Below are 22908 nucleotides of genomic sequence, written 5' to 3'. Positions count from 1 at the left end.
AGCGCGGCAGAATACCGCGCTCTCCTTACCGAACTCTTTGAGAAGCTCACAGCTCAGCTTAGTTTCGCGGCCTCTTGGATCGACAATCATCTCGACGACTATCTTCAAAAGTTATGCTAGGTACTACCGAAGCGCTCGACGCGCCGTCACTCGATCTCCGTGGCCCGGTCGAAATTGACGAGTTCTACGTCTCTGCCGGCCTGAAAGGCCGCGAGCGCGACCGCTGGTCGCGCTCTCGCAGCCTCTCTCGACGCGGACGCGGGACGTATGAACAGGACAAACCGCCGGTGTTTGTCCTCGTGGATCGCGGCACCGAGCAGCGATACATCGTGCCGGCGAAATCCGCAGACGAATCGACGATCCGGCTCCTGCTGGCTGACCGCCAGCAGGAGCCTCTCACCGTCTATACCGACGGATTTTGCGCGTACGATCCGCTTGAGGAAGCTGAGGCATTCGAGCGCGAATACGTCGTTCACGGAGACGGTGAATACGCGGATGACGCAGTCCACGTGAACACGTGCGAGAGCCACGCGTCGCTGGCGCGACGGTGGCTCTCGCCGCATCGAGGCATCTCAAAAGATCGCCTCACACAGTATTTCCGCGCGTTCCAACTCAGACGTGAACTCTACCGCAAACCCGGACGAGAAGCGCTCAAACACGCTGTCAAAGCCACTCTCTGAAATCAACAATGTGCTACACAAGAGCGTCTGAGGGAAAGTGATCAGACCGGCACAACATCCACTCTGGGATCCTTGTAGCCCATTCGGCTCTCTGCGTTGGTCGTCGTGATCTATCTATTGACGCCGGCGTACACGTCTCGGCAATCATATTTTTAGGACGGCCGGACCACATGTCGAGATAGGGGCCGCAAGCCCGAAACGTAGTACTAGATTCGATTATCATGGACATCAAATTTGAATACCAGATTTAAATGCTTAGCAAATAGTGACTTGGTATGGCTGGAGTTCAAGCAATCTTTCTCGCTATCTGCTTCCCGGTTCTTGTGATAGGACTCCACGAACTCACCCACCTAGCAGTCGCTCGGATTACCTGCCCGATTTCAATTGAGCATACCTCATGGGTCCCGCTCCGACTTCGTCTCGACTTTGAGAGAGTGCCGGCAAAAGCCACACTTCGAATGATTGCACTTGCCCCTCTATTTGTCGGCAGCGTAACTGCTGTCATCGCTATTCAAACCGGTATTTGGCAGCAGATTAAAACCGCTGACCCATACTATCTTCACCATCTCATGATTGCGTACTGGCTCCTCTATATCGTTCCGAGTCCTGCAGATATTCGACTAGCCATTTGGCCGTCAGCAGAAGATACACAGCGTGTACAGGTGAATCCACAATGAGCGACCAATCAGTTAGCATGTCAATGATAGACGACAATCGTGCTGTTGCGCCAGTGATCGGGGTCGTTATTCTGTTTGGATTTCTGATCCTTGCCCTCTCACTGTATCAGGTAGAAGTCGTTCCACAGCAGAATGCGGAGACGGAGTTCCAACACTCCGGAGAGGTCCGTAACGATCTTGTTGAGCTCAGAGCGGGTATTCTACAAGCCGGGAGCATCGACCAGCCACAGTATCAGACGGTTCAGCTGGGCACTACCTATTCAACCCGCATATTCACAATAAATCCTCCAGCGCCGTCCGGGACAATACGGACCAGCGAATCGTATCCGATCACAATTGCGTACGAATCCAATGAGACGGTGATCGAGACTATTCCGACTCGGTTCATCGAGTACCGACCCGGATATAACGAACTTGACCGATCGCCGACGTGGTATGATGCATCCGTGCTTTACCTCGATGCTCGTGACGACGGGGGTGGAATCGCGGTGATTGAAGATCAGTCCCTCATCGACAACGGTAAGGTACAGATTACGGCACTCCAGAACGAGTTTCGCCGAAGCGGGACCAGCCAAGTTACTCTTGAACTCCGCCCAGCTGACAGTGTCACTGGTGAGATTCCAGAAGGTGATCTCATTGTCACTGTCCCGACGCGGTTGAGCGATGACGAGTACTGGGGCACGACTGATATTCCAAACAATGAGTACAGTATTACGGATGACACAAATGACGATGGCGTCTACAACCTGACGCTTGAGACAACCACCAGCAACCTGACTGTGGATACAGTGGGCGTACAGGAAGCACCTGAAGAGCCAACTCAGAACGACGCTGCGCGCATCGGTGGCGGCGGGAGTGGTGACAACGACGATAGTGACAATGATGATGATGATAGCACCGGTGATCCACTCCCGGCCGACGATGTCGCGTTCAACGACGCGAATGGGAACGGCGTGTATGATTCCGAAGAAGAGACGTACTCGGCACAAAATCTCAAAAATTTTGACGCTGAGTCAGTAGATCTCATAATTGAGAGAGATAGTATAGAAAACGGGAACAGAAGAATTGTTGCAAACAGCGTAACAATACGAAGCGGTATTACTGTTGAGTCTACAAATAATGATCTAACGATCGAATCAACAGGAGGAAACATAATGGCTGCTGGAGCAATACTACGATCAGGCGATGAGCTGACACTAACCACGGATGAGGACGATGGAAATATTGACATCCAAGATGCGACTCTCAGTGGTGATGGCATAGAGGCTTCTGCTAGTGAAGATGGAATTGTTTCTGTCGACGGGGCTCGTATTGAAGATACTGAAGGGGAAGAAGGAGAACTCGAGGTGGAACGGGGGGCCATCTCTGGCACGCCAGCCTACGGTGAAGTCGATGACTAGTACCCATACGAGCTAATCCAATAATTGCGACCAATTAGCGATACACAATTCCAGCAAAATCCGCTGGAGAATTGACTGTACAGCTCCTTTCTTACCGCGTCGGGGCGTCTCAAAAGACAAGCTCACACCATATATCAAAGTCTTCCAACTCTGGTCAGCGGATCTTCTGTAACCCAGTCAAAAAGCTCTCAAAGAGGTGGTTCATATTGTTCTCTGATTTATGACATGTTTTTCATGAGCGTAGTTCCTATTGTTGAGCTCATATGGTGAGCATTGTGGACTATTCTGAGGTTGTCTGATCGGTGTATTCGTTAAGTCTTACACTGGCCAGCCTGTCATATAATGAATATACTACCGTTTTGGACTGCCAAGTTAAGCCAGTTTGAGAAGTGAGCAGTTCGTTGGTTTTGGTGCCTATGCTCAAACAAGAACTGCTCACTGAGACGCTTGAGACGGCGAATGTTGAATGTTGGGAGAGTGAGCGGACGGCGACGCCCGTCAGGGGTTCACCGTCCGGCTCCACGCGACCGGTTGTTCTCTCAGAGAAATACAAGAGATTCTTCGTCTCTTCGGCGTTGAACGCTCTCATCAGGCTATTTTTCAATGGGTACATCGAGTTGCTGATAGCAGCACCGACCCTTGACGGCTTCGCCGTCGGCGGGTCGGTGTTGACGAAACTGCTATCAAAATCAATGGTGAGCTGTCTTGGTTATCTGCCGCAATAGATCTTGAAGAAAAATTGATCCTCGATGTCCAACTGTTTGGACGACATGGTACCGATCCGGCAGTTGCGTTCCTTGCTGGTCTCCGTGAGAAACACGATCTCTGTGACGCCACGTTTCTCGTCGATCAGTTCGGTTACCGGACTGCCTTCTCTCGATTAGACTTGAACGGTCAGGTTGACTACACTGACTGAAACCTGATCGAAAAGTGGTTTCATACCCTCAAAATGCGAATTGACCGTTTTCATCACTCGTGGGTGGGCAGTCGGGCAAGCGTCCGCGAATGGCTTGAACGGTTCGTACACTACTATAACTATCAACGACCGCATCAATCACTCAACGATCGAACGCCAGCTGAGAAGGTGCTAAACTAGACAGTGCCGTTCGACGTATTATATCAAAATAAAAGTAGCCGATTTGATCCGTTGAACGGATTATGGGGCAGTGACTTTGAAGGAGCGGAGAAGCGTTTCTTCTTCTTCTTCGTCAACAGCGACCACACTAATGGTGGCATCGCTGGTAGTTGTAATGGTGGTGGAATTTCCAACCGCTGTTAGAGTTTCCCCAGATCCACTAAACGAAGTATCGGTGGTGTTGCTTCGAAGGATTACCTCTTCGGCTGTTCCGAGGTTGCTGAGAGTTACTGTTGCTGAATCGGTTCCCTCACCTTCAACAGAAATGCCAGCAGTAGCTGAACTACCAATACTATCACCGAGTCCCAGCACGAACGTGCCGATCACAGCCGCTAAAATTACAGTTATAGCGACCATGAGTATAACCCCTATAACGGGACTAACGGCCCGTTCACTATCTTGGAATGCTGTTTTGATGTTCATGATTTCGTTGTATCGCCAACGGAACAGATACGAAGGTTAACGACACCGGGGTGGAGAATACTAGGTGCCTTGTGAGGCCCTGCATCGTGTAGACCCGAGGTGGTAGGATGACCTTCCATCCTGCCGTTACCTTCAGTTCGCCCGTCGGTATGCTCTAATGTATGTGAAGTGCGGATATAAACACTCTGATCAGGATATCAAATGTGAAAATGTCTCACAAGATGTATCGCTCAGGATGTTAATACATAGGTATGGAACCGACGGCACGCTCAATAGCGCGAACCTACTCCGACCGGGAGTATGCCGATCCGTGGGAGAAGGTCGAAGACTACCAGCGTGTCCAAGCATATGCTGCTGAGCACCCGAAGGCTGGCCGGACCGCAGTCGGGACCGCGCTTGAACTTCCAGCTGGGCGAGTTCGGCCATGGCTCAATGGAGGAAAACCTGACTCAGTCCATGGAATTGACACGGCAAGCGCCAACGGCTGGCTTGATCCTAGCTCCAAAATGGCGGGCGCACTCGTCGAGGTGCTCGCTCACATCCTCGCGGGCGGGAGTATCAACGAAACATATGTGCCTGCAATTACACTCGGGCGTCGGGTTGATCGTGAGGCGATTGAAGCGGCATTCACAGCAGTCGGTGTTGACGCACACTGTCGCAATCTGAACAGTGACCAGCGCGCGACTGAAGTGTACCCGGCAACAGACGCCTCGGTACTTGGACGGTGTCTCGTCGCGATGGGTGCTCCGCATGGTGTAAAGACGGCTCTTGACTCTGTTCCGGCGGTCGTCTGGGAGAGTTCTGAACCGCTCCGGCGGAGGTTTGTCGAAATATATGTGGCACATCGTGGCGCATACTTCGAAACGAAGGCGACGACACGCATTCAAGAAGAGCGTCCAAAATCCTATATCACAGATTTACACGAACTCATCGACGAATCTGTTTCTAGCTCTGTCTCACGTGGGGAGCAGGGGATCACTATTTCAGCAGACGCCGCCCGCGAGCTTGGTCTCACATGACTGGTATGAGTGTTTAGCTGCTGACTTGGTCGGCTGGTTTCTTTTCGAGATCATTACACTCACCACGGTAGGATTGGTAAGGAGTATAATAAGTTAGATCTTCGAACGGGGGCCTACGCGGAACCGTTCGATCGGAATATCAGAGACATCGTGATAATCGTCGTCACCGCCAACTAAGAGCGTTGCGTCGACGTGTTCAGCTGTCGCCAGCGCGAACGAGTCGCCAAGCGCAGGATTATACCTGAGCGTATACTCCGAGGCGTCCGTCCAAGTATCGCCGACATCTATCCTTTTGAGTTTGTCATCAAGTTTGACCGGCTCACCGAGGGTGAGAGAGATACCACAATTGATTTTCAGTACGACCGGTTTCGCCAGGGAAAAGATCCAGAAGAGACGGATGAATTGAGGAAGTTCATTTCATGGGCCTAAAATTTCGAACCTATAATTCTGAAACAAAAAGGGAGAAATTAAGAGATATAAGAGCGAACAAATCGGTTCTATCGATAATGTCCGTACAGGTCTTGCCTTACTGAATGTGGCATATACAATCGCCCGACTTAATCATCGAGATGTGACATTGTCAGATTATCAGCGTGTATTCGAATTGATTACAGATACATCTACGAACTAACCCCCGTAACGCATTGAGAAGGTACTGGTTCTCAGAAAACTGTGTAAACCTGTACTGGTATAAGTAGGATAGGCTCACACGAGAACACGACCGAAGTGACCCGCGGGTCAAAACTAATCCTACATTTTGGCGTGAAATATGACCTCGGCGACGTCCACCCACGGCAGCGGTCCGATAGCTAGTGCCCCGTTTGGTTCGGATTCTTATCCCGCTAGTCCCCGGTGACCCTACCCGCACACTAGTTCGACCGCTCATACCCTACCGGTGATGTGCTCGAAGTTCGCCGGCGTGGTCTCGCTACACTCGCGTTAGTGAGCCGTAATCCCCTCCCTTCGTTCAGCCATACTATTTTTTTATCGTCAGCCCCGACATCGCGGCCAGTCAAATTTTCCGCTAATTCTTATTACCGATCCTCCCAACCTACCAACAAATGGATTGGGACACAACAATCAACCTCGGGGGATTCGGCAACTCCGCGCAGATGGAGTGGCAAACCGTCAAGAGTTGGCAGTCCTTTACCAACTTCTTCGACGACGCGGTCCATATCGACGCAGTCACCTACTGTGAATCTCCGGAACTACTCTTAGAACTCTTTGACAAGGAGGGCTCCACGCTGGAGACCATGGACGTCCTCGTCGGGGACAAAGATGAGTACCAGTCCGCAGTTGACGATGCCACAGTAGCTCGCCGGCTTGAACGTTATTACGAGGAAGATCGACTGACGGTCCGACTCAAAAACCGGAAGATCGTCCACTCCAAGCTGTATCGGATCGTCGAGGGTGACGAGACAGTGACGCTCATCGCTGGGAGCGCGAATCTGTCCTACAACAGCTGGAAAAACCAGACCAACAGCATCGTCGTATTCAACACGGAGGTCGGGAGCCAACTCGATCAACAGTTCATCCAATGGATTGACCACCACCGCGAGGAGTATGCTGACACCATCTTCATGGAGGATCTTGCGGCAGACCTAGAAGAACTTGAGGACGAAGAGGAGGTTGAACGCCGAATTGAATTGTGGATAGACAACCGGAACACGCAACTCTCTGAGCAGGGGGAAATTCACTCGAATGTCGGTCAGGAACTCGAAGCGTTAGGTGATGAGGTAGACCAAGTCGTGAGCATAACCGATGACCCCGATAAAGCAGATGAGGTCGTTAGCATCGACCCCGAAGAGATCGAACCTGAAGACGACACCAACACCAGCGGCGAACAGCCAGAGACAGAGCCATCAGAAGGAATCACCGCAGCAAAAACGCCTGAATACTCAATCACCCTCTCAACGCAAGGGTACGAAAACGACGGCTACCTCGACCAGATGGAAGCCGATCTCAAACGGCGCGGAGCGGACGTAGGTGCTGACGCCATCACAACATCGGTTGAGGGGTACACCAACTATCTTCAAACGCGGTACGACGTGCCGAAGATGTGGATCGACGAAGAGAGCCAGCGCGTCCACCTTCAGCACGGTGAACACCATCGTATCCTGACCGCTGACCACGAACCCGACCCAGATCTCCTTGACGCAGCCCTCGAGAATATCGAGAATTACATCAAGACGATCGACCGCTGGGGCGAAACGAACAACCCGAAGGCGGTGAAAGCGCACCTGTATGAAGGTGTACTCTACGGGCTCTGGGCCCCGTTCGTGAATCTGTACGCAGAGCAGTTCTACGAAAGTGTTACCCTGGATAACGCGCTCCAGTATCTCTACATCTTCGGTGAGTCCGACGCAGGAAAAGACAAGTTCACCGAGTTCGTGCTACGGCTCATCTCCGATGATCTTGTTCGCGGTGGCGCCGACGCAGACGATGTCGGAAAGAACCAGATCCGGTCGCTGCGAAATATCGACACGGTGTTCCCGTACGTCGTCTCGGACATCTCCAAACAGAAGATTGAGCGGGTCGATACACTTCGGAACTTCTGGCAGGACTCATGGCACCCCTCAAATGAGATTGCGTACCCAACGCTCATCTTCACGAGCAACGACTCCCGGCCGAATGATTGGTTCCGAAACCGGGCGAAAATGCTTCACTTCGACGTCGCGTTCCCGTCTAATCCCGAGGATGAGGGCTTCTACAAAGCGCAGGAAGACCTCAATACGATCCTCGACGCTCGCAACCCGATCTTCTCGTATGTGTCACGGCGTATCTTGGGAGAGGAGCGATACCTCGATGCCGGTGGGACTGTCGATGACGTTCGGCAAGTGTTTCTCGAGTTTTACGACCATGCTGACCGTAATGTCCCGTCATTCTTCCCGAAAGAGCCGGCGAACCGGAAGTACAACATTGGCAAGCGTAAGTGGAAACAAGCCTACGAACGCGGTGACGTAACGTTCGATCGGCGTGAAAATCGACTTATTGCCGAATTCGATCTTGAGCCACACGAACTCTACAGTTATCGGAAGACCCTCCCGACGAAGATGCGGCCGGAAAAGAGCGGGCGGAGTATTATCATCAAGAACCCAGACGGCTTCGAAGAGTGGATTGAACTCGCTGAGTTAGGTGGCGACGACGAGATAGACGGCGGGAAAGGATTTCTCAGTCGCTTATTAGGTTAAATGGCGCATCCAATCGGGGATTCAGAGTACATCCCACCAACTGATCTTCCGACAGCTTGCGAGGATTTGAAGCAGTACTCATACGCTCACGATGAACTGAGCTTTGCTGATGTGACGGCGTAGAGTGGTGACACTAAGATATTGGTGGACAGCTTACTAATCAAGGACGTTCTCGGAATGCCGTATAATTCAGCATCAAGCTCTCCTACCTAGAGAATAGCTACGATCACAGTAGGCCGATTGCTTGCGCTAGTCGCCACGTGTCACTCAACACGTCGTCTTTGTCGTCAGTCCCCCCAGTGGTGAGAATTCCGAGGTGGTAGAGCTGGTACTTGAACTGGAAGTGGATACCTGACTTGTACACAGTCGGGTCTGTCAACATAGATTCGTTAATATCACCGTCAGCGGTCAGAACGTCTTCCCGACGATTCTGGGTAAAGAACACCTCGACAGCCAGCGGCTGGTTGATGCGTGTGGCTTCAAGGGCGACGTCGGCGAGCGACGCATCACGGATACCACTGTCATGGAGGCGCTCAAGCGCAGTGATGATGAGTCGCGTGGGCTCGTATTGGACGGCGACAGAGCGTGCGAGCTGTGCCCACCGCGGAGCGAGTTCGGTGAATCGCGTTGATTTGCCGGTCCACGTATCGAACTCTGCGAGCGCAGCTGTGACACTGCCGTGCTGCTGGCGGGCGAAGCGAATGACTTCTGCGCCGAGGTGTGTGAGCGAATCACCGGTTGGCTGGTCGTCGACGAGACCCAACAGAATCGCGCCACGCCGGCCACCCGAGATAGCGTTGATGACGTTGTCGGCGTACACGGCGTCAGTGTCACCATCAGCAGCAAGTGCGAGCGCATACCCGAGGTAGTTCTTCGGGTGATTGACTGGGAAGCTGCCGTCGGTGAGCCGATGCGTTGTCGCTTGGAGTCGCACCGCGTCGATCGTCGTCGAGAACTCTCCAGCCCCAGTGACGCGAGCAGGCTCAACCACGTGTGCCGTGTCGGTGCTATCGACGCCAATGACACCGACGTTGAGGGTCCGTGCTTGTGCGCGCGCTGTGTCGGTGATACTGGGGGCTGGTGCGGCAACGTATCCGAGGTTGACTTCGGGAAGGTGCGCGTGTGCCTGGGTAATGCCCCGTTGAATGTCGGCTGCCGCCGGGTCGGTGTTGTGGCCTTTCGCCTCGATCACCGTGACTGGTGTCGTGGCTGCGTCACCATTCAGCACCTCGGTTGCTGGCATGCCGACGCCGAGTAGATCGGGTTCGCCAGCAGCGAGCCGGATCGTGTTGTACGGTGCAAGTCGATCGCGGATCGAGTCGGGTATTGTCTACCCGCCCCACGTGGATTGCGTGAACTGCGTTTCTGTGATTGCGTACTGGCCAGAGCTCGTGTCGATATGAGGGTATAGTGCGTCTTTCGCGGCAGCAAGCACTGTCGGTTCCGCCAGCGAGACTGCCATTATCCTGTCCACTATCGGGCAGATGATATAATTGGGGGATGGAGACACCCCACTCACAGCGTGCTCGCAGACACGGTATCAAAGCCGGTTATAGGATCGACAACACAACGACCCAGTATGGAAGTCGGACTCGTCAGCTGTACGAAGAGTAAGCGCGAGGAGGCAGCGAAACCGAAGGATCTGTATCTTGAGTCGGCGTTTTTCAGGAAGGCGCGGCAGTACGTTGAAGCGAATCACGAGGTGTGGTATATTCTCTCTGCGAAACACCATTTGCTTGATCCGGACGGAGACCCGATCAAGCCGTATGATGAGACGCTAAGCGGTGCGTCCGTAGATACGAAACGGGAGTGGGCCGAAATCGTGTTCAAGCAACTACGCGCAGAAGGCTTGCTTGCTGACGGAAATCAGCTCGTCTTCCACGCTGGACGAGATTACCATGAGGAACTCACACCGTTGCTTTTCGAGACGAGTGTAGAATTCACAGTGCCGACGGATGGGTTACAGTTTGGTGAGACGCTTGCGTGGTACAACGATCGCATTTGAACGCATCGCAGAAGATGACGCCCATAGAGCCCGCCCCACTACCCATACTTTTCCACAAAAGCCGTAGTTGATCTTCGTATGAATTCAGATCGAGCTCGTGGGATCCTCCTCGGGCTAGCCTGTGGGGATGCGCTCGGTCGGCCAGTTGAATTCTCGTCAGCATCCTCGATTGCGGCCGAACACGGACAACTCGACGAGATGGTTGGCCACGGAACGTGGAACCAACCCGCTGGGACGATTACGGATGATACCGAACAGGCGCTGTGTATCGCCCGCAGCCTTGTCGATCAGCAGGCGTTCGATCCAGCAGACATCGCAGCCCGGTTCGTCGACTGGTACGACAGTGGCCCGTTCGATATTGGCCGGATGACGATGAAGTCGTTGAGTCGACTCAAACACGGCGACGACTGGAGCGAAGCTGGCCAGCATGTCTGGGAGGCCAGCCCTGAGGGTCAAAACGCGGGCAACGGGAGTGTGATGCGGTGTCCACCGCTCGCGATACCTTACGCAACCGACCGGGAGCGACTCGCCGAGGTGAGCCAACAATCGTCACAGATCACACACGTCGATCCACGGTGTACTGACGGCTGTGTCGTGCTGAACCTCACCCTTGCTGGGCTGCTCGAGGACGCATCAACACCGTTGCGGGATGCCCTCGATTACGTTGACGCAAGTGCACCGGACGAACTCACCACCGCGCTCAGCCCACTCGCCCGTGGCGAAACACCCGACACTCTGGAGACATCTGGATACGTGATACACTCACTTCAAACAGCGCTCCACGATGGGCTCCACGCAGAGAGTGCCGAAGAGGCGATCGTGACGGCAGTGAACCGTGGCGGAGACACGGATACGATCGGCGCAATTGCTGGTGCCGTCGCCGGCGCGCGATTTGGCGCGTCTCAGCTCCCAGACCGATGGTTGTCGGCAATTGATGAGACAGATGAACTCGATACACTCGCGAGGAGATTACAGAGTGTCACCATGAACTAAGCCGCCGTATCTCAAATGCTGAGTTGAATGGCCGTCGACGACGATTCCGGATCGGAACCTACGGACTCGAACAAGTCGGCATGGTCCGTCTCTCGGCTCAACGACGAGATCGCTGCCACCCTTGAGGCGGCCGCCGATCGCTTTCCCACCTACGTCGTTGGCGAAGTATCGGACGCGGCAGCGAAGGGTTACGGGACGTTCTTCACACTCCGAGACGTCGACGGCGAAGAAACAATCCAGTGTATCGTGTGGTCGTCCTATCGCGACCGCATCGACGAGAGCATCACCGAAGGCGAGGAAGTAATCGTTCGGGCAAACGTCGATTTCTACGCAGACGGCGGCCGGACACAACTCAACGTCAAAAACTACTGGCCAGTTGGCGACTCCGATCGATCACAGGAATTGGAGGCATTACGTGCCGAACTCGAGGAGGAGGGCCTCTTCGATGCTGACCGAAAACAGCCATTGCCGCCGTTCCCTTCAAATATCGGGATCATCACCTCATTGACTGGGTCTGCCCGAGAGGACTTCCGTGAGTCCGCCTGGGGACGCGCACCGGGAGTGACACTCACCTTCTTTGGAGCGACAGTGCAGGGCAAAAACGCCGCCGCATCGATCGTTGGAGCGGTTCAGCAGGCAGACCGGGACCCGGATATCGACACGATCGTCGTCACGCGTGGTGGCGGCGCAGACGACACGCTATGGTGTTTTAACGAGGAACCCGTCGTCCGAGCGATCGCCGATTGTGCGACCCCGACAGTCGTCGCTGTAGGTCACGAAGACGATGAGACCCTCGCCGAAGATGTCGCAGACCAAGCGGCGATGACGCCGACAGACGCGGGGATCGTGGCGACGCCTGAGATGAGTACCATCCGAGAGCGGGTCGACACTATCGAACGTCGGCTCCAGACCGGGTACGAAACCGTCGTCAGCGAGCAGCTTGACGCGCTCAGTCGGCGGATCGAAAACGCAGTCATCGGGCTCGAACGTGAGGCAGAAACCCGGCAGGCACGTCTCCAGCGAGCAGCCGATCTCGAACAGCGGATCGACACCACCTACGCGACACTAACAGCATCACGCCTTGATGAGGTCGACGACAGGATCGAGACGGCACTCCAGGAGATCGAACACACCGCAGAGACAGAGGCTGTTACGGTACGGGCAGCTCAGGGACGCATTAGCGGGCTTGAGACTCGTATTGATCGGGCGTATGAGACATACGTCGATCAGGAGACCGAAGCGCTCGAGCGTCGGATCGAAGAAGCGTATCGAGACATCGAGACGGATACAGACGTTCAAGAGGCAAAACAGGAAGCCCGACAGCTCCGGATAGTTATTCTTGTTCTCGTTGGACTGCTGCTGCTTGGTGTCGCACTGTGGGCAGGCGGATTCCTGTGACGAGAGCAGGATATTCAAGTTCGTTCCGAGAGAGTATCGGCTATGACTGACGCCGAGATCGACATTGCCGAGACAATCGGTCGACTTGAAGAGATCGCTGAGACGCTCGAAGATGGAGAGGTTGGTCTCACCACGGCAAAGGAACTTCGTGAGGAGGCAGACAACCATCTTGAGAAGCTCCGTGACGCGCTGGACGTCGGTGACGGTGATATCATCGAGATCGACGGTGAAGACGCCGATATCGAGAGCGCCGAGTGAGTTTTCAGACGTTTCCGGAAACCGTGTGCTTCCACAATTAGAATCGGGAGACAGCAACGCGATAGCAGGAGCGATCCAACGGCGCTCAGGGCCTTTCCGGAACCGACCCAGTCACACCTTTATGACTTCCCCGGACAACAGCTACCCACCGACAGATGATCCGTGATGCTCGTGTCCTTCGCGCCGGATTCGTTCCTCGGGAAGTCGAGCATCGCGACACCGAGGTGAACCACCTCTCGAGCGTTCTTGAGCCGATCACGAACGGCGAACCGGCTGACACAGCCATCGTCACCGGTCCGAGCGGTGTCGGCAAAACCTGTGTTTCGAAGTTCGTTACCGAACGGCTCCGCGAGGAAGTCCTCGACGTCGAGGCCACCTACGTTAATTGCTGGCGGAACTACAGCCGCTTTCGAACGCTCTACCAGATTCTGGATGATATCGGCGCGACCATCGATATTCACCGCCAGTCGACACCGCACGACGAGCTCATCGATCGGCTCCAGCAGTACGACGGACCCCGAACCGTCGTCATTCTCGATGAGGTCGATCAACTCGAAGACCCGAGCGTCATCTACGACCTCCACAGCCTGCCACAGTTCGCCATCATTTGTATCGCGAACAAAGAAGAGGAGCTGTTCAGCCGCGTCGACGATCGCCTTGTGAGCCGCCTCCGCTCCAGTGAACACGTTCGAATGGACAAGTATCACGACGAGCAACTGTACGATATTTTGAGTGCTCGCACGAAGTGGGGACTTGAAAAGGACGTCATCAGCGATGACCAGCTCTACCAAATCGCAGATGCCGCCGCCGGCGATGCCCGTCTCGCCATCGGGATGCTTCGAAGCGCAGCCAGCACGGCTGATCGGGAGAACTGTGACCGTATCACCGACGACATCCTCGTCGATGCGGCCGAAGACGCTCGGGCCCAGATTAAGCAGAAGAGCCTCGATTCTCTCACCCCACACCAACGAGTCGTCTACGATGTCGTTCGCGACCACGGTCCACTCGGACCGAGCGAGATCCACGAGCGGTATACTGAGGACGTCGACGACCCACGGACCAAACGGACCGTCCGCACGTACCTCTCGAAGATGGCACAGTACAACCTCCTCGAGGCTGAGGGCACGAGTCGGGATCGGGAGTACTCGCTCGTCGATGCGGCGGCTGCGTCGCCGATGTAGTAGCCGATCTAAGCAGAGTTTCTATATCTTAGTATCTTCTTAGAGATAATTAGAAGCGAGACTACTACCGTGGTCAAGAGGCGATTCAGACAATGATCGAGTTGATGGACCCCACAGCTGCGAAGATTGTCTTAGCGATTCAACGTGGGGATTCGATTAACCGCATCGCGAGCAAGATCGACATCTCGTACTCATGGGTATACGACTGGATTGAGCGGTTAGAAAACGCAGAGATTATCGTGAATACCGATAATGGACTCCAGATCGTCGATCACGAGATACGCCAGCAGTACGCTGAGATGGTGGCTGCGTTGTACAGCCACGACCCCATTTCCCAAGAGGATGCCTACATCATCCCACACTTCGCGGGGATGGAGTTCGCATACACGGAAATTGACGCGGCGTACGTTTGGACGCATGGCGGCTACCAGATCGCACGGAGTCACGACGATTATCCGGTGTTCATTGAAGTTCACGACCGGGATGTCGACCGGTGGATTGCGTTCTTCCAGCAGTTTGGCATCGACACGACGATCAACGAACGCTCGGATGCCAGCGACATCAACGGGAACGTCCACTACGTGTTGTTCCCGAAGACCAACGATATCGATACCGAGTGGGTCGACGGCAACCCTGTGATCCCGTTGGATACCGCTGTCGACCAGATGATAGAGAATCGTCCAGCCTACGAGCCTGCCTTAGAGATCATCGCCGACGAGTACGATAGGGACATCGACGCGTCGCACCACAGTGCGACAGAATGAGTCTTCGCGAGCGACAGTCCGAGTTTATCAGCAAACACGATTGACAATCTCATGTCGGTCCCGTCCGGGCAGCGAAGAACGATGGTGAGTTTTTAACCAACAGACTACGTACAACGTCACCTGTTGGTTAAATAGCCACTGCGAGTCGGGTGAGATTCTGGAAGCGTTCTCGGAAGCAGTCGGACAGTCACAGAAATCCAGCCAGTCGTAGAGGTCACCATGTGCTTCGTGTCTTTCCTGAAACGCGGAAGCGCCACGCCGCGGCTTATCGGGGCTGTGGACAACTAGTTGACTATGGGAGAACACTCACCGGCGAACCGATTGGTGGTGGACCAGCCGACACGAGGGGCTGACCACAATCGGTCCCTCGCCGATCAAGCTGATCCAGCTACGGATGAGATGCTATTACCGAAACTTGACAACGGCATCACGCTGCTCGACGTGGAGGGGAGCCGTGGCGTTCCAATCCTACAGTCACTCGTCCTTGATCACCTCCTCCTCCACGACGGACCAGCTTTCTGGATTGACGCGAACGGCCACGCAACGACAACGACACTGGCCCAGATCGCTCCGAGCCGCAGATTGCTCGATCGAATCCACGTCGCCCGCGGGTTCACCGCCTACCAGCACTACGGCGCTGTCTGCGACCTCCCGGCGGCGGTGAATCAGTCCATCCAGGAGTCAACGGCAAACAACCACGCACAAGATGGGCAGCCAGCGGATGGCGACGGTGAATCACCATACACTCCCTCGCTCATCGTCGCGCCGGCTGTCGACGCCCAGTACCGCGCCAACGACACTCACGGGGACAGGCACGCCAACACCCTCCAGGCCCGAACGCTCGCTCGGTTGGCAACGTACGCCGACGGGTACGACATCCCAGTACTCGTTACTCGGCGTACGATCGACGAATTCACCGAGTCCGTCGCGACGGTCGCTGCCCACCACCTCGAGTGCGAGCAAACACGGATGGGACCGCGAATCCGTGGCGAGGAGTTCGAGACGCTCATCTACCCCGTCGACGATGGCGCGTACTACCAGACAACCTTCGCCTACTGGCGGCAGCTGCTCGCGGCACGCGCTACGCAGGTCGGCGTCGAACCGACGACGCCGGCATCGGCGACACCCAAGGGTGTCGGAACGGGCGTCACAGCGAAGGGAGAGACGCTCGCAGCCACCACAGATCCCCTACTCGATGCGTGGACAGCAACTGGGGGTCGGTAACGATGGGGCGTACGAACCCGACATATCGGGACGCTCTGCGGGCCATCGAAGAGCGCTGGACGGAGTTCCGCCGGGCACTACGGCGTCGCGACCAGCCGCGCTTCGATCGGCTGTTCGAGTACGCCCGCGAGCACGCCGACGCGAGCGGGCTGTTGAACCACCAGAACCCGCTCCTCCCGGCGCTGTTCAGCATCGATCTCGAACAAGAGGCTCGTCTGGATGACCACGAAAAGCGTCTAGAGGAGCTTGAACAGCAGATTGCGGACGGTGATACTGATCGACAGCAGCCGGCAGGAGAAGATTTCACTGGAGAGCCAGAATGACCGAATTGACGACAATTGCCTTCGATATCGAGACAACGGGGTTTGGGGCCGATGATAAACTCACAGTAGTTGGGTTCGATTCGGCTGTCTCGTCACGGGTGTTTCTCAATACAGGCGAGTCGACACCGACCGCAGGCTTGGCTGATCGGGTGAATGATACCCTCCAGACACCGGTCCAGCTCACACTACACGATAGCGAGCAGGAACTCCTCAATGAGTTGGCGACGTTCGTCACGTCAACGCTCACCCAGCGTGACGCAAAGCTCGTCGCGTACAACGGCGAGCGGTGGAACGGTGGATTCGACTTGCCATTTCTCCGAACTCGATTCTGTACGCACGGCCTCGAGTGGCCCTTTGGGACGCTCCCGTACGTCGACGTGATGGACGTCTTCGAGAAGCGGTTCAATACCAGCGAGGATTCGCTGAGCGGCGTCTACGGCGAGCTGGTCGGGGCGGGATTGAATGATCTTGATCCATTCGCCGACAGCGGTGAAGCCGTGACAGTGTGGGAAGGGGGTGCGTATGAGCCACTCATCACTCACAATGTCGCCGATATCCGACGAACCCGAGTGCTGATGGAACTCGCAGAACGCTACTGCTCGAAATCAGATTTTTCGATGAAATCGCTCGAACCAGTGAGTAATGAAGGATAGATCGGAGAAACTGTCGAGGGCCTCGGTCACGATCAGTTGCTGTATTTGTCTTCGAGAGCAGCTTCTTGTCGAGCCAGTATTCGGACACCCTCGCGGATCCCCTCGGTCAACACTATCCGTCCGAGCTCCGTCAGTTCGTAGTACGAATAGGTCTCTTCAGTCCCCGTATTCGGATCGCGTCGGTTCTTGATGAGTGCGACATCCTTGAGCGTCCGAAGAGGATAGTGGAGCGCATTATCTTCCTCACCAAGTACCATTGACAGTTCGCTGGTACTAAGTTGATTATTCTCCGCAAGCGCCTCAAGGATCAGATATTGCTTGGGCTTCGACGCCACTTCGTACATCTCCAAGTAATCTTCAAGATCGAACAGGCTGTCTTCAGGGAGTTCAACGTCAAGATCAAACCCGTTATCACCCTCATTAGAGTCGTCACGCCGTCGGAGCGACCCACCGTCAGGCATTGACGTTCGGTCGGGTGAGTTCGTCATATAATTCAGTTGGTTCCCAACCATCTTAAGATTTTTTACTATGGTTGCGGTGAGACCATCCAGCTATTTGGTCCACCGAGTTGAGTAACAAATAATGGAAGAGCGGTTGATCGAGGCACTCGAAACAAGCCCCTACATCAGCGAGACAGAGATCTCCAAACCCAGACTCCTCGTCTATTTGATGGGGCCCTACAAGTCCTATCCACCCTACGAGTCACTCTCTGCCGATCGAGGCGTAGCCACGACGCGAACGACACTTGATGAAGCAGTCCAAAACCTCCAAGCTACAGAAACTGACTTTGACGCGGATGAGGCACTCTGGCTCCTCATCGAACTCCGCCGACGACTCCGAAGAGAGCGAGGCGTCAATGCCTTCCTCGCGACAGATCCTGAAATTCCGCTCTACGAAATGGACGCTGCCACCCAGAGTATCGAATTCACCAAGGCATCCGTTGCAACTGTCTTTATTGCTCCGGCGATGGGTGACAACCTCGGTGTCGGTATCGAGATCGGATCTGTCTGTGAACATCTCTCGTCACAGGAACTCCGTGAAGAAGTGCTGTTTCTTGGCGAACAGAACGTCGAAAGTTCGATGATCGATGCGATTTCGGAGCGTTGGCACGTTACAGTAGACGAGTTCGATGATTTTGATGGCCTCTATCAAGCTGTCAAAGCTCACATCCGCCAAGTTGCCTAGCGAGAGGCTCCGTTTTGGTTGTCAGAGCGTGTTGAAACCCCCAGCGAACGAGAATTCAAATAGGTCTATTTAACCAACGAATATCAGTAGTACAGGCAGTTTGTTGGTTAACACAGATACGGAGATCCGGATACAAACTCGGAAATGATTCCGGAAAGTGAAATAGAGGAGTGAATCCACGAGAACACGCTACTTCTATCGAGACGATCCTCGTTTCCCGAAATCCGGAATAGACACGCCGGCGATTATGCGAGATTTCGGTGTAGAGGCAGTAGGTGACTTACGCAAATGCCGTTCACTATCGACTTCCTAGACGACGGGCGCGTCCTCGAGTGGGACGCCACCGCCGACGGTGCCGTTGCGACCGAACGCGACGACTATACTCCACGGTTCTACGTCGGTGCTCGCGATCCGGATGCCGACATCGATTTCACAGCACTTCGGTCGCTCTACGACCACCATCCCCACATCGCTGGAACCGAGATAGTGACGCAGCATCCTGGATTCCGTCGCAACGAGGAACCAGTCCTCGCCGTCGACGTCACCCACATCGACCGCGTCAGCCCGCTCGCACAGCAGGCACGGCAGGTGGACGCGTATCCGGTTGGAGATCTCGCCTGTTTCAACGTCGACTTCTCGCGAGAGTTTCGGTACTGCCTTGAGGAAGACGTCGATCCGACACCGGCGAGCGAGCTGTCGACACTCCGACTCAGCGTCCCAGTGACCGAAACGGGAACTGACACCTACACCGAGCTGTCCATCGCTGGCGACACCGTCACCGGCTCGCCAACGGAGATCCTGACAGCAGTCCAAGCAGCACTCGAAGATCAGAACCCGGATATCCTGGTCTGCTCGACAAGCGAGATCATCCCGACGTTGTACGAGATGGCTGCGGCCGCCGGCGTCGACGAGTTTACGTTGAGCCGGTGGCCCGACGTCGACTACCAGCAGCTCGCGAGCCGGTCGACGTATGCGAGTTACGGTCGTGTTGGCCACTCTCCGGCGCGGTACAACGTGCCCGGCCGGGTAATCATCGACGAGAGTAACACGTTCTTCTACGGGGAGACGAATCTCGACGGCGTTCTCGATCTCGTCTCGCGCTCGAAGAAACCCGTCCAAGAGCTGGCATGGGCATCGATCGGCAACGTGTTGACCGCGATTCAAATCGGTGAAGCCCACGATCGCGACGTGCTTGTCCCGTGGAACTCCTGGCGGCACGAGTTCTACAAGCCAATGGGGACGCTCCATGACGCCGATCGTGGCGGCTTCATCTTCGCGCCCGAGGTTGGGGTCCATGAGGATGTCCACGAACTCGACTTCTCGAGTCTGTATCCGAACATCATCTGTACCCGGAACGTCTCACCCGACGTCATCAGATGTGACTGCCACAGCGACCGCGAGGATGTCCCCGGTCTCGGGTACTCGATCTGCGACGAACGTGGTTATCTCGTCGACGTCCTCCAACCCATCATCGACGCTCGCGACGAGATCAAGGCGGCCATCCGTCGCGAACAGCAGCGGGACGATCCTGACGAGGACCGACTGGCGGAACTCGAGGGACGGTCGGGTGCACTGAAGTGGATCCTCGTCGCCTGCTTCGGGTATCAGGGGTTCAGTAACGCGAAGTTTGGGCGGATCGAGTGCCACGAAGCAATCAACGCGTTCGCTCGCGAGATTCTGCTGACGGCGAAGCAACGCTTGGAGGCCGGCGGCTGGCGGGTCGTTCACGGCATCGTCGACTCCATCTGGGTGACGCCTGATCCCGACGTCGACGATGTTGCCCGTGAGGACCTCGAGGCGCTTGCGACAGAGATTACGGAGGAGATCGAGATTCGGCTCGAACACGAAGCCCACTACGACTGGGTCGCGTTCGTGCCCCAACGCGAGAGCGACGCCGGCGCACTCACGAAGTATTTCGGCAAGGTGGCTGGTAATGACGAGTTCAAGTTACGCGGTATCGAGGCTCGTCAGCGGTCGACTCCGTCGTTTATCGAGGATGTTCAGCAGGATTGTCTCGAGCGATTCGACGCGACTCGATCGCCGGACGCCGTACTCGACTGTCTCCAAGACGCCATCAAGCGCCTTCACGCTGGAACGGTGCCGGTTGAACAACTCGTCGAACGGAATCGTGTCTCTAAGCCACTCGAAGGGTATACGCAGAACACCCAGAACGTGGCGGCGCTGAAGCGGGCTCGCGATCAGGATCTCGCCGTCCATCCCGGACAAGACATCGAATACGTGGTCGTTGACGACGAGAAGACATCACGAGAACGGGTCGCATTAGCTCACGAGGAGGTCGAGTCGTACGATCCGTCGTACTATGAGACGCAACTCGTCAGAGCTGTCGAGAGTGTGCTGTCACCGCTTGGCTGGGATCGCTCAAGGATCCGTCGAGAACTCGCAGGAGTACGTGAGCCGGAGCTAACCGATTTTTATTGACCGAGTAGCGAATGGTTTCGATAGAGAACTACGGTTACACTCCCTCCCCCCGTTATCGATGTGTAAAACCATTAGATGAAGGAAGGGGCAACAAGCGGCGAATAGCGAAAAACCGTCGATGAGGTCACAAACAAAGGGAAGAGCGTTTCAGCAGTCGATTTTATATTCTCGTGAATTATGCTTAATGTCTGACGAAGTTTTTTATGTAATAGACTACAACAGGACCCGTAATGACTCCATGAGTAAGAGTAAGGAGAGGCAGAGCCTCGACTGACTACACTCTACCATGTCTTTTGTCTTTCCGCGGGATCTCTCTTGGTATCGACCGTGTCATGGGGTTAGACCAGACTTTCGTGTTTCTCCTGCGTGAGTTCTCCCTTCCACCCTCTACTGTTTACACATCGATGACGGGGGGTGGGGGTTCACGAGATTCCATGTCTTGATCACATCTAGTGTGCTAGAAGGTCCGGTGTGGAAGCGGCTGCTTCGTGTTCTCTACTCACCGACGACAGTTCAGAATTTTCTTGACTTCTGTCCCGCTACTATCTTGACTTTACACATCGAACACGGGGGGTGTGGCCTACACCAGAAGCTCGACGGGATTCCTACTCGTTGTGAAATTCTTTCAGCTGAGCATTCACGACTGAACTGAGGAATTCTTCCTGCTGGGCTATTCCTTCCAGGCGAGTATCATCGACGATTCGGGTCATCATCGATTCAGGATCACCAGTAAATGTGAACTCCATATACATCCCACCGCCCCGTCCACGGCTCTTCCGGGAAGTTGAAATCAACCCGTATGTTGAAAGTTCTTTAACATATTTAACGTACGTCTCACGAGTCATCTGGTCTGCATCGAGTTCGTTTGTGACCCACTGGTAGACTTTGAATCCAACTGGACTTGGGACGGAGCTCCCCGTTCGATTTGAGTGATGCGCAACTGCCGCAGTTGCGTAGAGTGAAATCTTCTTTTGTGTCGTGAGTCCCTCTACGAGTTTCAGTGACCGATCTTTGTCAATCTCTTCCTGAGATTCTCGGACATGAGCCTCTGTGACTAGTTCGTCTCCCCGTTCGTCTGCGAGGTCACCAGCGCCGCGGAACAGATCGATCGCCTTTCGTGCGTCACCATGGCTTTGTGCAGCAAATGCTGACACGAGCGGAATCACGTCGTCTTTGAGAGCATCTTGACGGAACGCATCACGCCGATTCTGGAGAATTTCGCGCAGCTGATTCGCGTCGTAGTCTGGGAAGTAGACGTCACGTGGATTGAATGAACTCTCGGCACGCCCATCGATATCTTCCATAAATTTTGGGTCATTTGTTAGTGCTGCGACGGACACGCGGCCTTCGATTTCGTTCGTGTTACTTGCCCGCGATAGCTGATAGAGAAGCTTCGAATATGCGGGTTCATCGTTTTCGCGCCGGCCGACGAGGAGGTCGATCTCGTCGAGAATGAAGATGACCGAATCGTAGTACTCGTTGATAAGTTCGTACAGACGTCGGTACTTGCGCTTCGTGGATACGCCGGTCTCTGGAACTCCAACATCTGTACCAACGTCTTGGGCGACAGTTTGGACAAGCTCGTAGACACCCTGATCGAGAGTGTTGATTGGCTGGCAGTTGATATCGACAACACCGAAACGTTCTCCTTTGGATTGGCAGAGTTCGATAATCTGTTGCGTGACGGCCCCAATGATGAGTGACTTCCCTGTTCCTGCGGGACCGTAAAGTAGCATATTCGGCGGCCGATTTCCTTGAAGAGTTGGCTTCAGAAACGAGACGACGGACTCGAGCTGATCGTCACGGCCAACGATCCGCTCTTCATCGATAATCGTGTCTGGCTCAACGAGGTCGCGGTTGACGAAGACCGATGCTTCGCCCTCATCATCAAGCATGTCACGGATTGATCGTTGAGCGCTCTCCTCGGTAGATCCTTGATTTTGGTTTGAGTTTCCGGCAG

General features: G+C 54.8%; 19 protein-coding genes and 4 pseudogenes. 18 read left to right on the top strand and 5 right to left on the bottom strand.

From position 1 onward, the window contains the following. From EXE52_RS16435 to EXE52_RS16415, 5 genes and pseudogenes are all read left to right on the top strand, one after another. Positions 1-120, top strand: a pseudogene (locus tag EXE52_RS16435) (IS630 family transposase); the annotation flags it as partial. An 8-nt stretch (positions 121-128) separates the two neighbouring features. Beyond that, positions 129-680, top strand: a pseudogene (locus tag EXE52_RS16430) (IS1595 family transposase); the annotation flags it as partial. Positions 681-955: 275 nt separating this feature from the next. Further along, a complete protein-coding gene (locus EXE52_RS16425) occupies positions 956-1357 on the top strand; it encodes a hypothetical protein (RefSeq protein WP_137703900.1) in 402 nt (133 codons plus the stop codon). Beyond that, on the top strand, positions 1354-2757 hold the full coding sequence (locus EXE52_RS16420; protein WP_137703899.1) for a hypothetical protein: 1404 nt from the start codon (positions 1354-1356) through the stop codon (positions 2755-2757). The genes EXE52_RS16425 and EXE52_RS16420 overlap by 4 nt, the downstream gene beginning before the upstream one ends. 416 nt (positions 2758-3173) lie before the next feature. Continuing rightward, positions 3174-3853 (top strand): annotated as a pseudogene (locus tag EXE52_RS16415) (IS6 family transposase). Positions 3854-3913: 60 nt separating this feature from the next. Here the strand turns inward: EXE52_RS16415 and EXE52_RS16410 are convergent. Next, a complete protein-coding gene (locus EXE52_RS16410) occupies positions 3914-4315 on the bottom strand; it encodes a type IV pilin (protein WP_137703898.1) in 402 nt (133 codons plus the stop codon). 251 nt (positions 4316-4566) lie between these two features. Here EXE52_RS16410 and EXE52_RS16405 point away from each other — a divergent pair, with 251 nt between their 5' ends. Then, positions 4567-5334: a hypothetical protein gene (locus EXE52_RS16405; protein WP_137703897.1), complete on the top strand. Its 768-nt coding sequence runs from the start codon at positions 4567-4569 to the stop codon at positions 5332-5334. Between the two features lie 93 nt (positions 5335-5427). On the opposite strand, the pseudogene EXE52_RS19220 reads toward EXE52_RS16405, so the two are convergent. Continuing rightward, positions 5428-5622, bottom strand: a pseudogene (locus EXE52_RS19220) (type II toxin-antitoxin system VapC family toxin); the annotation flags it as partial. A gap of 773 nt (positions 5623-6395) precedes the next feature. Here EXE52_RS19220 and EXE52_RS16395 point away from each other — a divergent pair. Continuing rightward, positions 6396-8525 (top strand): phospholipase D-like domain-containing protein, encoded by a 2130-nt coding sequence (locus EXE52_RS16395; protein ID WP_137703896.1) that lies wholly within the window; start codon positions 6396-6398, stop codon positions 8523-8525. A 226-nt stretch (positions 8526-8751) separates the two neighbouring features. Here the strand turns inward: EXE52_RS16395 and EXE52_RS16390 are convergent, their stop codons facing one another. Next, positions 8752-9768: a hypothetical protein gene (locus EXE52_RS16390; protein WP_137703895.1), complete on the bottom strand. Its 1017-nt coding sequence runs from the start codon at positions 9766-9768 to the stop codon at positions 8752-8754. A gap of 336 nt (positions 9769-10104) precedes the next feature. Here EXE52_RS16390 and EXE52_RS16385 point away from each other — a divergent pair, with 336 nt between their 5' ends. From EXE52_RS16385 to EXE52_RS16345, 9 genes are all read left to right on the top strand, one after another. After that, entirely contained in the window at positions 10105-10530 is a 426-nt protein-coding gene (locus EXE52_RS16385) for a DUF6884 domain-containing protein (RefSeq protein WP_137703894.1), read from the top strand. Between the two features lie 78 nt (positions 10531-10608). Further along, positions 10609-11523 (top strand): ADP-ribosylglycohydrolase family protein, encoded by a 915-nt coding sequence (locus tag EXE52_RS16380; protein ID WP_137703893.1) that lies wholly within the window; start codon positions 10609-10611, stop codon positions 11521-11523. A 27-nt stretch (positions 11524-11550) separates the two neighbouring features. Then, positions 11551-12921 carry an exodeoxyribonuclease VII large subunit gene (gene xseA, locus EXE52_RS16375; protein ID WP_137703892.1) on the top strand — a complete coding sequence of 457 codons (1371 nt, stop codon included), beginning with the start codon at positions 11551-11553 and terminating at the stop codon, positions 12919-12921. Between the two features lie 42 nt (positions 12922-12963). Next, positions 12964-13179 carry an exodeoxyribonuclease VII small subunit gene (locus EXE52_RS16370; RefSeq protein ID WP_137703891.1) on the top strand — a complete coding sequence of 72 codons (216 nt, stop codon included), beginning with the start codon at positions 12964-12966 and terminating at the stop codon, positions 13177-13179. Positions 13180-13334: 155 nt separating this feature from the next. Beyond that, positions 13335-14360, top strand: coding sequence for a Cdc6/Cdc18 family protein (locus tag EXE52_RS16365; RefSeq protein ID WP_137703890.1), 1026 nt, complete (start codon positions 13335-13337; stop codon positions 14358-14360). A 104-nt stretch (positions 14361-14464) separates the two neighbouring features. Next, positions 14465-15124, top strand: coding sequence for a helix-turn-helix domain-containing protein (locus tag EXE52_RS16360; RefSeq protein WP_089309405.1), 660 nt, complete (start codon positions 14465-14467; stop codon positions 15122-15124). A 294-nt stretch (positions 15125-15418) separates the two neighbouring features. After that, positions 15419-16348: a hypothetical protein gene (locus EXE52_RS16355; protein WP_137703889.1), complete on the top strand. Its 930-nt coding sequence runs from the start codon at positions 15419-15421 to the stop codon at positions 16346-16348. A gap of 2 nt (positions 16349-16350) precedes the next feature. Beyond that, positions 16351-16671 (top strand): hypothetical protein, encoded by a 321-nt coding sequence (locus EXE52_RS16350; RefSeq protein ID WP_089309403.1) that lies wholly within the window; start codon positions 16351-16353, stop codon positions 16669-16671. Further along, complete coding sequence (locus EXE52_RS16345; protein WP_137703888.1) at positions 16668-17324, top strand: ribonuclease H-like domain-containing protein; 657 nt, start codon at positions 16668-16670, stop codon at positions 17322-17324. The genes EXE52_RS16350 and EXE52_RS16345 overlap by 4 nt, the downstream gene beginning before the upstream one ends. Positions 17325-17356: 32 nt before the next feature. Here the strand turns inward: EXE52_RS16345 and EXE52_RS16340 are convergent, their stop codons facing one another. Next, positions 17357-17812, bottom strand: coding sequence for a MarR family winged helix-turn-helix transcriptional regulator (locus EXE52_RS16340; protein WP_241988283.1), 456 nt, complete (start codon positions 17810-17812; stop codon positions 17357-17359). A gap of 94 nt (positions 17813-17906) precedes the next feature. On the opposite strand from EXE52_RS16340, the gene EXE52_RS16335 reads away from it, so the two are divergent. Together EXE52_RS16335 and EXE52_RS16330 are read left to right on the top strand one after the other, a co-directional pair. Next, entirely contained in the window at positions 17907-18509 is a 603-nt protein-coding gene (locus EXE52_RS16335; RefSeq protein ID WP_137703886.1) for a hypothetical protein, read from the top strand. A 288-nt stretch (positions 18510-18797) separates the two neighbouring features. Continuing rightward, a complete protein-coding gene (locus EXE52_RS16330) occupies positions 18798-20948 on the top strand; it encodes a type B DNA-directed DNA polymerase (protein WP_137703885.1) in 2151 nt (716 codons plus the stop codon). A 605-nt stretch (positions 20949-21553) separates the two neighbouring features. On the opposite strand, the gene EXE52_RS16325 is transcribed toward EXE52_RS16330, so the two are convergent. Next, positions 21554-22843, bottom strand: coding sequence for an orc1/cdc6 family replication initiation protein (locus EXE52_RS16325; protein WP_199239169.1), 1290 nt, complete (start codon positions 22841-22843; stop codon positions 21554-21556). Positions 22844-22908 lie beyond the last annotated feature (65 nt).

The organism is Halorubrum sp. CGM4_25_10-8A, assembly GCF_005435025.1.
GTDB classification, from domain to species: Archaea; Halobacteriota; Halobacteria; order Halobacteriales; family Haloferacaceae; genus Halorubrum; species Halorubrum ezzemoulense.
This window is presented reverse-complemented; position numbering and strand designations above follow the sequence as displayed.

Coding starts and splice junctions, on each gene's coding strand:
- EXE52_RS16425 (WP_137703900.1), top strand. CDS start 956: ATGGCTGGAGTTCAAGCAATCTTTCTCGCTATCTGCTTCCCGGTTCTT.
- EXE52_RS16420 (WP_137703899.1), top strand. CDS start 1,354: ATGAGCGACCAATCAGTTAGCATGTCAATGATAGACGACAATCGTGCT.
- EXE52_RS16410 (WP_137703898.1), bottom strand. CDS start 4,315: ATGAACATCAAAACAGCATTCCAAGATAGTGAACGGGCCGTTAGTCCC.
- EXE52_RS16405 (WP_137703897.1), top strand. CDS start 4,567: ATGGAACCGACGGCACGCTCAATAGCGCGAACCTACTCCGACCGGGAG.
- EXE52_RS16395 (WP_137703896.1), top strand. CDS start 6,396: ATGGATTGGGACACAACAATCAACCTCGGGGGATTCGGCAACTCCGCG.
- EXE52_RS16390 (WP_137703895.1), bottom strand. CDS start 9,768: ATGCCAGCAACCGAGGTGCTGAATGGTGACGCAGCCACGACACCAGTC.
- EXE52_RS16385 (WP_137703894.1), top strand. CDS start 10,105: ATGGAAGTCGGACTCGTCAGCTGTACGAAGAGTAAGCGCGAGGAGGCA.
- EXE52_RS16380 (WP_137703893.1), top strand. CDS start 10,609: ATGAATTCAGATCGAGCTCGTGGGATCCTCCTCGGGCTAGCCTGTGGG.
- xseA (WP_137703892.1), top strand. CDS start 11,551: ATGGCCGTCGACGACGATTCCGGATCGGAACCTACGGACTCGAACAAG.
- EXE52_RS16370 (WP_137703891.1), top strand. CDS start 12,964: ATGACTGACGCCGAGATCGACATTGCCGAGACAATCGGTCGACTTGAA.
- EXE52_RS16365 (WP_137703890.1), top strand. CDS start 13,335: ATGATCCGTGATGCTCGTGTCCTTCGCGCCGGATTCGTTCCTCGGGAA.
- EXE52_RS16360 (WP_089309405.1), top strand. CDS start 14,465: ATGGACCCCACAGCTGCGAAGATTGTCTTAGCGATTCAACGTGGGGAT.
- EXE52_RS16355 (WP_137703889.1), top strand. CDS start 15,419: ATGGGAGAACACTCACCGGCGAACCGATTGGTGGTGGACCAGCCGACA.
- EXE52_RS16350 (WP_089309403.1), top strand. CDS start 16,351: ATGGGGCGTACGAACCCGACATATCGGGACGCTCTGCGGGCCATCGAA.
- EXE52_RS16345 (WP_137703888.1), top strand. CDS start 16,668: ATGACCGAATTGACGACAATTGCCTTCGATATCGAGACAACGGGGTTT.
- EXE52_RS16340 (WP_241988283.1), bottom strand. CDS start 17,812: ATGACGAACTCACCCGACCGAACGTCAATGCCTGACGGTGGGTCGCTC.
- EXE52_RS16335 (WP_137703886.1), top strand. CDS start 17,907: ATGGAAGAGCGGTTGATCGAGGCACTCGAAACAAGCCCCTACATCAGC.
- EXE52_RS16330 (WP_137703885.1), top strand. CDS start 18,798: ATGCCGTTCACTATCGACTTCCTAGACGACGGGCGCGTCCTCGAGTGG.
- EXE52_RS16325 (WP_199239169.1), bottom strand. CDS start 22,843: ATGCTTGATGATGAGGGCGAAGCATCGGTCTTCGTCAACCGCGACCTC.